The organism is Streptococcus sp. 544 (assembly GCF_013277385.1).
Lineage (GTDB): Bacteria > Bacillota > Bacilli > Lactobacillales > Streptococcaceae > Streptococcus > Streptococcus mitis_BA.
The window spans coordinates 23901-30613 of sequence record NZ_VMMU01000033.1; the positions used below are offsets into that span (position 1 = coordinate 23901).

Sequence of the window (6713 nt, forward strand, 5' to 3'; positions counted from 1 at the left end):
TAGAATAATGTACAATTCTTTTTATGATTTTCTAGAAATCCATATCATCAACTCGTGGAGCACCCGACTGAACCGCTATCGTTTTTAAAGTTTCTCGTTCCTCTTGACTCAATTCAATTCCGAAACAATCAAGATTAGCCTGAATACGAGAGGCTGTAACAGATTTCGGAAGTGGTAAAAATCCTTCTGCCAAGCTCCAGGCCAAGGCTATCTGAGCAACCGATTTTTCGTGATTTGCTGCGATTTCTTGGACTTGCTTGCTATCAAACAGTTCTCCCTGACCAAAAGGTCCCCAAGCTTCCAACAAAATTCCTTTTTCTCGACAGTAAGCTACGACTTCCTCTTGATACACACCTGGTGCCAAGCGAACCTGATTGACCGCCGGAAGAATTTTTGCTGTTTCAAGCAAGGCATCCAAATGATGGGGAAGAAAATTGCTAACGCCGATAGCACGGATTTTCCCTTCTTGATGGAGGTCTTCCATCGCTCTCCAGACCTCAGCATTTCGGATTTTCCATTGGTCATTTTCTCTAAGCGGTTTTGGGTTCGGCCAATGAATCAAATACAAATCTAAATAGTCCAGTCCTAGCTTCTCTAAAGACTCTTCAAAAGCCTGACAAGCTTGCTCATAGGTTTGTTGGCTATTCCACAGCTTGGTAGTTACGAACAATTCCTCTCGTGGAACTCCGCTATCTTTGATTGCTTGACCAACACTTTCTTCATTCTGATAAATCGCCGCCGTATCAATATGACGATAACCAGCCTTCAAGGCTTCTAACACTGCACGATAGGCTTCTTCTCCATCCTTAGCCTTAAAAGTTCCAAATCCCAGAACTGGAATTTCTACTCCATTATTTAATTGATAGGTATTCATATGCTTCTCCTTCTATTTTCTTTATCATTTATAGCATAATTTTTTTGCTAATTAGTACTATCTTTTGTAAAAAATAAGTCTATCACATATCTGACAGACCTATTTTTTCTTGCTTATTCATCACGACTATAATACAGTTCATGAGGTTTTAGGCGAGTATTGAGCATCTCTGGTATGGTCACAAAGGTATAACCTTGATTTTTCAAATACTCAATGACCCTTGGCAAGGCATTGACTGTCGGACTGTGAATATCATGCATCAAAACGATAGAGCCGTTAGCTACTTGATGCTGAATTTCTGTCAAAATAGCTGCTTCATTTTTACTCTTCCAGTCCAGACTATCCACATCCCACATGATAAAGCTCAAATCGAGGCTATTGCGAATGTCGTCTGTAATGGCTCCATAAGGCGGGCGCATGAGTTTTGAACTAGAACCCAGCACTTTAGTTAGCACATCCTCAGTATCAGTAATCTGTTTTTTAGCTTCATCAAGAGAGAGTTGCGAGAGAATCGGATGGCTCCAACTATGGTTTCCAACAACATGACCTTCAGATTTTATCCTCTTCACCAAGTCCTCATTCCCAGAAACATTTTTCCCAAGCACAAAGAAAGTGGCTTTAACACCATATTTAGCTAGAGTCTCTAATGCCTGCGGAGTCGTTGCTGGATTTGGACCATCATCAAAGGTTAGAGCGACAACTTTTTGATGTTTCTTATCAAAGTAAGACTGGTACAAGGCTGCGTCTTTTTCGAGTAAGTACGAAGATTGGATAACATCAAAGAAAGCAGATACTGGCAAGGCTATCTCTTCTAAATTTTCAACCGCAGGACTTGGATAAAGGATAATCTGACTATCCTTGTAATCAAAATTCCATGCAGATAAGTCTTGGTCAGAGAAGCTTTTTACAATCTGGTCACTCTGGTTTTGCTCTATTTTTTTATCCTCTATAAAGGAGGTGATTTCTTTTATCAGCTGTTCCTTAGCTTTACTAGCATCTGAAAACAGTTGGTCAAGTGTAAAAGGTTGCCCATCTTCTGTTAAGTGAACCTTTCCTAGACTGGTCTTTTCAGTCTCTTCAACCTTAAAATCAACTAAATCATAGATTTGTTTGGTTACATTACGATTGACGACTCCCTTTAAACCTGACTCTTCTTGCTCTGTATAGTAGAAAACAAGAGTGTCCTTACTTTCTAGCTTGTCCTTAATGTCTTTATTTATCAGCTCCTTAGCAGACGAAATCACTTGTTCCCCTTGGAGAGGATAATAGGCAATCACTTCGGCTTGACCCTTACGAAAATGCTCCTTCTGATTTCCCTCACTCAATTGATCGTCTTTCTCTTTTTTGAGCGATTCAATTTTTTGCTCAAAACTTTTTTGCTGATACATTTTAAAAGCAATAAATCCGCCTAATAAGCAAATAGAAATTGCTAAAATACCAATCAAAGCCAATAATACATGTCTCTTTTTCCCGTGTCTGCCACGTCCCAGTCTACTTTTATTCATATTTATATCATAACAAATTTGAGCAATAATTTCAATGATACAGTTTGGCAATCCACAATTCCCCTAGAAAGCCAAATCATCTCACATCAACTCGATCAGCCCTATCTGTAGAGATTATGTAGTTTTCTATCTATGGAATTTCTAGTGGATTGAAGCTAGAATAGACACCGTGACTTCTAAAAACATTCTGAGAAATTGATTTATTTTTCTCAATCTATTTATCCTCAAACATCCCTACACCTCTGATATTTTCTTGATAATACTATATACCCAGACACTTGTAGTTTTACCTTCAGCTAGTAATGTTGACTTTTCTTCTTCAGATAATTTTTTCCGTAAGTAGTCAATCTGCTGAGAAGTAATGTTCTCTTTCCCCATTGCCTTGACAGATTGTATCACCATTGCAGTTAAGGTTGACATATTTGAAATATCTCCATTATTTCTATGCTTAAATTCTATCCTTGCCTTACCAACATTAAAACTGGCATACCTTCCATCTGATATATAGGTCCATTTTGCTGGTACCTGCGTAGATAAACCAAGTAAATTAAGGGCTGTGTTTCCCGATGGAGCAATGGTCCAATTATATTTTCTAGCAATAGCATCAGCAACTTCATCCACAGACGCCATTGCATACTCTCCAATCAGTTCTATATATTTTGGTTTATAATAAATACCTTTCAAAATGCGAGTAACCTTTTTGTCTTTTACAAGACGATTTAATGTACTACGAACAGTTTCATATCCTGCAATATCAAAGAAATCATTTGCTATAAAAACTTGATTCGATTCAAAATTTTCTATCCTGTTTACTATTTCCTGCTTATAGTTCATCTATCACGCCTCCTTTGCACCGAATATGATGCTATTTTTGGTGCAAAAAGTCAAATGAGAGTCATTTTATCAAGAGGGAACAGACCTCTTACAATTTCTTATGTAACATCTCTATCCATTTTTATCCTATTTCTTATTTCAGTAATAGCTTGATTATAAAAATCATGATAGTCAGCCGTATTTATTTCTTTTATAATACCGCCATATGTACACAAGAGTATTCTCACAGTAACATCTAAGTCTCCAACTTTAGAGTAAAAATATACCTTTGTAAATTCAAAATGTTTCTTCTTGTATGCGAGTAGCCACCACAAATCGATTTCAGCTAAATCTAAAGCAAAACCAAGGATATGAACATCATTGCTTACAAAACAATCAATCCATGAATGATGATAAAAATCATTTTTAGAATTCCATCTCCTTAATAATTCAGACGTATATCCTATCACCTGCGAAAGCAAATAGCCATAATAGTATTGTCCTAGTATAATAGACTTTTTTCTGGTTGCTATTCCATGTATATGCCATAGTTTTTTTCGATCACCTAATTTTATATACTGGTAAATTCCTAGCTCCTTTTCCTTTTTACTGATTTCACCCTCCTTCCCATATCCATATAGATTTAAGATTTTTCCAATAGATGGATTAGTACAGATTGTTTTTTCAAATTCAAAGCTGTAATTCGTCGTCAAAATATTCTCTACTTCTAACGTTAATAAGTCCTCAAGAAACTCTTTCTTTCTTTTTGAAATCGTCATCTTATCCTTCAAAAAATCAGTTAGTTCCTCTGCGACAGTTTCTTCTTTCCCCTCATAGTTTACTGAAATCCTCATCGGAAAACTTAAAGAATCGCTTATCTCAGCATGTAATGAACGTTTCTCCGCCTCTTTTTCACCTCTAAACTTGTCGACATTAAAGAAATCATCATTTTCTGGCTCGCTTGCAAATAATCTATTGATTCCATTCCCTACTAATAAAATAGGTTTGTTTTTTCTACTTTCATGTTTCCCCATTCCATTACCCTTTCTATTTTTAAAGCGCTTACATACACTCTAAAGAAAGATGGATAGAAAGACGCTTCTCAACTTCTTTCTATCCATTACTTCCTTCAAGAGTCCACACCAGCAATTTTCAGTTCCATTTCATGAACTATCTTACTTGTCTCGTGTTTCTTCTTTATCTTACTCTGCCATCGAAGACTTCTACTTGTACTAAAGGAGGAAGCATTCCCATCCAAAAGATGGTGTCCTGTTCCCAGAACCACTTCCCCGCTAGAAGCTGGCAACTTCCCACTACAGGTTTGCGACTAACTTTTCCTATAGTTATTATCCAGCAATATAGTAACTTCTATGGTCGCCTGCGATATTTCACATGTCGCTTATCTTAACTGAGCAAGAATAGCTTTGAGTTTCTCAATCAACTCATCTTCTGTGTGGTCAGACTCTTTCTCATTGGCTAGGAAGGCAACCGCTTGAGCGAGAGCTTCTCGTGCTTGGTCGAGAACTTTCGCATCTACACTTGTAAGGTCGCTTTCTTGCAGAACCTTAGTCAATTCCTTGGTCAACTTCTTGAGTTCTGACTCTTTCTTACGACGCGCGATGAGGAATAGAAGGAGACCAAGAAGGGCGAGCAGGCTACCAATCATCGTACCATATGGAAGATGATCTTGCTCTTTGCTTGTTTCTTGCATTTCCTCTTCATCCTTAGTCGCTTGCTTGCCTCTCAAGGATTCGAGTGCTTCTTTGACCTTAGCAGTCATCTCTCTCAATCCTGCTTCTGTCAAGTCAGTATTTCTAAGGGCTGCTTGACCCTCTCCGAGAATGATCTTAGCAGCGTCGATGACAGATTGATCAATACCATCCAAGTCTTTCAAACGAGTTTCTAGTTCTTCAACCAATCGCGCAAGTTCAGACTTGTCAACAGGACGAGTCTCGCTAGGAGTTGCTGTATCGCCTGAATTGTTTGGAGTGTTTGTAAAAACTGGTGTTTCTTGAGCTGGAGTACTTGCTTGAGCCTGCCCAACAGTAGATGATGGAGTAGCAGGGGTGGTGTTGCTACTATCGTCGGTCGTCACACCAGGAGCTGGAGTATTGGCACTGTTATCTGGTGTCACACTATCGCTATTGCTGTCAGCAGGGGTGGTAGTACCGCCGTTGTTCGTGTTAGCACTATTGTTAGTGTCGCCACTAGTATTGCTGTTACTGCTATTGTCGGTATTAGCACCGTTGTTGGTGTTAGCACTATTGTTAGTGTTGTCATCATTACTTGGTACAGAAGTTGGTTTATCTACCAAGCCTTCTTTGGCTTTATCAAGTTCTTTCTTCGCTTCATCAACTTTCGCTTTCGCATCCGCTACGTCTTGTTCCGTTGCGTTCGCGTTGGCAATCACTTTTTCAGCTTCGGTTACTGCTGCGTTAGCTTTTGTCTTCGCGTCTTCATAAGCTTTCTTACTTGCTTCTGTCTTACCAGATGTTGATGCTCCTGGAGTAAGGGCTGCTTCCAAGTCCTCTTTAGCTTGCGTTAGAGCTGTCTTGTCTGCTTTATCGACTAACTTCTCTTTCGCTTTGTCCAACTTACCTTGAGCTGCGGTTACTTTTTCTTTCGCTGCTTGAACTTCAGCCGCTGTCGCATCGTCACCTTTAGCTAATGCATCTGTTGCTGCTTGCTTAGCTGCTGTTACGGCATCTTCTGCTTCTTTCTTAGCAGCTTCGTAAGCTGTAATACTTTCTGGTGTCTTACCATCTGTATTTACCACTTCATCTAACTTAGCTTTGTCACCTTCTAGTTGTGTCTTCGCTGTAGTTGTCGCTGCTGCGGTTACGGCATCTTCTGCTTTCTTCAACGCGTCTTTGGCTGCGTTTACTTTCGTAATCTCTGCTTGGACGGCTGCTGGTGTCGCATTGTCGTCCGCTATTACAGCTTCCGCTGCTTCCTTCGCTGCTTCTGCTTTTTGCTTAGCGTCGTTATAGGCAGTCACTTTGCTTGCTGGCTTGTCAGCTGTGTCTGGTGCACTTGTGATTTCGCTGCCTAAGGCATTATTCGCTTGCGTTAGAGCTGTCTTGTCTGCTTTATCGACTAACTTCTCTTTCGCTTTGTCCAACTTACCTTGAGCTGCGGTTACTTTTTCTTTCGCTGCTTGAACTTCAGCCGCTGTCGCATCGTCACCTTTAGCTAATGCATCTGTTGCTGCTTCCTTAGCTGCGTCTACTTCTGCTTTCGCTTCTTCCTTAGCGGCTTCGTAAGCTTGAATACTTTCTGGTGTCTTACCTTCTGTATTTACCACTTCATCTAACTTAGCTTTGTCTTCTGCTAATTTAGCTTTCGCTGTTTCTGTAGCTGCGGCGGTTACGGCATCTTCTGCTTTCTTCAACGCGTCTTTGGCTGCGTTTACTTTCGTAATCTCTGCTTGGACGGCTGCTGGTGTCGCATTGTCGTCCGCTATTACAGCTTCCGCTGCTTCCTTCGCTGCTTCTGCTTTTTGCTTAGCGTCGTTATAGGCA

At 40.0% G+C, this 6713-nt stretch carries 5 protein-coding genes; all 5 read right to left on the reverse strand.

Going from position 1 to position 6713, the window contains the following annotated elements:
• Positions 1-31: 31 nt before the first annotated feature.
• Positions 32-874 carry an aldo/keto reductase gene (locus HT728_RS10070; RefSeq protein WP_173235050.1) on the reverse strand — a complete coding sequence of 281 codons (843 nt, stop codon included), beginning with the start codon at positions 872-874 and terminating at the stop codon, positions 32-34.
• Positions 875-987: 113 nt separating this feature from the next.
• Entirely contained in the window at positions 988-2379 is a 1392-nt protein-coding gene (pgdA, locus tag HT728_RS10075) for a peptidoglycan-N-acetylglucosamine deacetylase PgdA (protein WP_173235052.1), read from the reverse strand.
• 234 nt (positions 2380-2613) lie between these two features.
• Positions 2614-3213: a DUF6088 family protein gene (locus HT728_RS10080; RefSeq protein WP_173235054.1), complete on the reverse strand. Its 600-nt coding sequence runs from the start codon at positions 3211-3213 to the stop codon at positions 2614-2616.
• 98 nt (positions 3214-3311) lie between these two features.
• Entirely contained in the window at positions 3312-4226 is a 915-nt protein-coding gene (locus tag HT728_RS10710; RefSeq protein WP_240148972.1) for a hypothetical protein, read from the reverse strand.
• A gap of 365 nt (positions 4227-4591) precedes the next feature.
• Positions 4592-6713, reverse strand: a 2122-nt coding sequence (locus tag HT728_RS10095; RefSeq protein ID WP_173235056.1) for an FIVAR domain-containing protein, incomplete at its 5' end; no start/stop codon positions are given.

Bases quoted from the DNA above. Each gene is read 5' to 3' on its own strand.
- HT728_RS10080 (WP_173235054.1), bottom strand. From the start codon at position 3,213: ATGAACTATAAGCAGGAAATAGTAAACAGGATAGAAAATTTTGAATCG.
- HT728_RS10710 (WP_240148972.1), bottom strand. From the start codon at position 4,226: ATGGGGAAACATGAAAGTAGAAAAAACAAACCTATTTTATTAGTAGGG.
- HT728_RS10070 (WP_173235050.1), bottom strand. From the start codon at position 874: ATGAATACCTATCAATTAAATAATGGAGTAGAAATTCCAGTTCTGGGA.
- pgdA (WP_173235052.1), bottom strand. From the start codon at position 2,379: ATGAATAAAAGTAGACTGGGACGTGGCAGACACGGGAAAAAGAGACAT.